The sequence below is a fragment of the Anaerotaenia torta genome (assembly GCF_050433395.1).
Classification (GTDB): Bacteria; Bacillota; Clostridia; order Lachnospirales; family Lachnospiraceae; genus Mobilitalea; species Mobilitalea torta.
This window is the reverse complement of sequence record NZ_JBNPXH010000012.1, coordinates 212,782-215,064: the sequence shown is the minus strand read 5'-3', so window position 1 is coordinate 215,064 and position 2,283 is coordinate 212,782. Positions and strand designations below refer to the sequence as shown.

The window sequence follows — 2,283 nt, the reverse complement described above, 5'->3', positions numbered from 1 at the left end:
ATACCAAAACCAGACGGTTTCATGCTATTTTTATGCCAGTTATTATTGAATTTTCAAGGTGCATAGGCACTTATTCAAGTGCGAAGTTTGAGTTAAATAAAACATCAGAATTATGCCGGATATTTTTTGTCATGAATCTGTCTATGACCATCTGGTCCTTTGCCTGGGGGTTTCTTTATCTGGCAGAGAATACGGTACAATACTCCTTCTGGAATAAACTATCCGCTTTAGGCTGGTGTACCTTTGAGGCGATTGTTCTCTATTTTGTTATGGTTCTGACACGGAACCGGTTCGTAAGGAGATGGTACATCAGGCTGCTGGTATTTCTGCCTGCCGCAGCATCCCTGTATATGGTTTTGTTTCTGTTTGGACCGGGAATTGACACCCCTCCGCTGACGGAAGCCATCTTTTATAAGGGTAACTTTGCTTATAATTTTACATATCTGCTGCTGAGCATACTGATTATGATCCTCTGGGGATACCGCTCCGGCAGTAGAATTCAGAAAAAGCAGGCATATATTATATCCCTTTGCAGTATCGTTCCCTTTTTGGTCAATTACCTGTTTCAGTATATCTTGCCGGCCGCGGATCTCGTTCGTCTTCCCGGTATGGGGCATTTGTTTACGTTGGTGATGCTGTGGGGCGTTCATTATTCGATTATCCAATATCAGTTCATGTCGATTCCCACTACTCTCATTACCAATGAGCTGTTTCAGGAATTGAGCGGATTGGCCTTTCTGACCAATCCCCAGGGATATATCATAAAATCCAATCGGCAGGCCCACACTCTTCTGGAATATCGGGAAGAGGAAATGGCGGACAGGAGAATCACGGAGTTCCTGCAGCAGCCGGAACTGCAAAGGCTTATGGAGGACGGTGAGTCGGTCCGGAAGCCAGTAAGGCTGGCAGAGCTGACAGTAGTCTCGAAAAGCGGACATCCCATCCCCTTTCATCTGTCAGTTGTTCCGCTGCATTCCAAGGCGGGCCTCCTGCTGGGGTTTCTAATCGTCGGGGAGGATATGACTGCAACAAGGGGACTGTACGACGAGATAGAGAAGCACAAGCTGACCAATGAAAAGCTGACTGACAGCGAGAAGCTTTCCCGTACCATTCTGGAAATCGCGCCGGTGCCGATTCTCCTGACCAGCAGGAAAACCGGCCGGATTATGTATCTGAATACCAGGGCCCAGGAGCTGTTGGGCGTGGGCAAGGAAGCTATGGTGAGCAGCCGTCTGTCGGAGCATATAATGAATACCCGGGAGGATAAGAAGCTTTTTGAAATCCTTAGATCAGGAAAAAATGTAAATAACAAAGAGGTTGTTATTCGGAGAAAGGATGGTTCCAAGCTGCAGGGGATATGGACCATGGTTCCGTCGGTCTATCAGGGAGAGGAAGCCTCCCTGTCCTGTATTATTGATATCACCAGCCAGAAGAAAATAGAGGAAACCCTGAAGCAGAACAATGAAAATATCAATAAGCTGAACAGTGAGCTTGTGACGATGAATAATATATTGGTCAATAAGTCCATTAAGGACAGCCTGACGAATCTGTATAATCACCAGTATATCAACGAGGTGCTGGAGAAGCAATTACACAAGGCCAGAGAAGAGAACAGCAGCCTCAGTATTATGATGCTGGATATCGATTATTTTAAAAGAGTCAATGACCAGTTCGGGCATCTGGCCGGGGATCAGGTTCTGGTTGCCGTGTGTGAACTGATTTCTCAGAATGTGCGGAAAGAGGATTTTATAGGCAGATATGGCGGAGAAGAATTCCTGGTTATTCTTCCCGGCCTGCAGCCGGAACAGGCGGCAAGGATTGCCGAGAATATACGAAGGAGTATTCAGGCTTATGATTTCGGGCTGAAGGATCAGACGATTACGATAAGTATAGGGGTGGCCCAGTATGAGGGCGAGACCTCCAATGCGTTGGTGAACAAGGCAGATATGCTGCTGTATCAGGCGAAGTTCAACGGAAGAAACCGTGTTGAGAAACGGCTGGAGAAGAGTAGGAAGATAATTTAGAAAAGCCTCCCATCCGGGAGAAAAGCAGACTCACAATTTTTTAAAATACAAAAAAGTGCTCGTTGAAAAAGCCTCCCGTTCGGGAGAAAAGCAGACTCACAATTTTTTAAAATGCAAAAAAATGCTCGTTGAAAAAGCCTCCCGAATGGGAGAAAAGCAGACTCACAATTTTTAAAGTGCAAAAAAATTGCTCGTTGAAAAAGCCTCCCGAATGGGAGAAAAGCAGACTCACAATTTTTAAAGTGCAAAAAAATTGCTC

At 45.6% G+C, this 2,283-nt stretch carries 1 protein-coding gene; it reads left to right on the top strand.

The annotated features are described in order from the left end of the window. Positions 1 to 32: 32 nt before the first annotated feature. Positions 33 to 2,024 carry a diguanylate cyclase gene (locus tag HNQ56_RS19065; protein WP_429149443.1) on the top strand — a complete coding sequence of 664 codons (1,992 nt, stop codon included), beginning with the start codon at positions 33 to 35 and terminating at the stop codon, positions 2,022 to 2,024. Positions 2,025 to 2,283 lie beyond the last annotated feature (259 nt).

Coding starts and splice junctions, on each gene's coding strand:
- HNQ56_RS19065 (WP_429149443.1), top strand. CDS start 33: ATGCCAGTTATTATTGAATTTTCAAGGTGCATAGGCACTTATTCAAGT.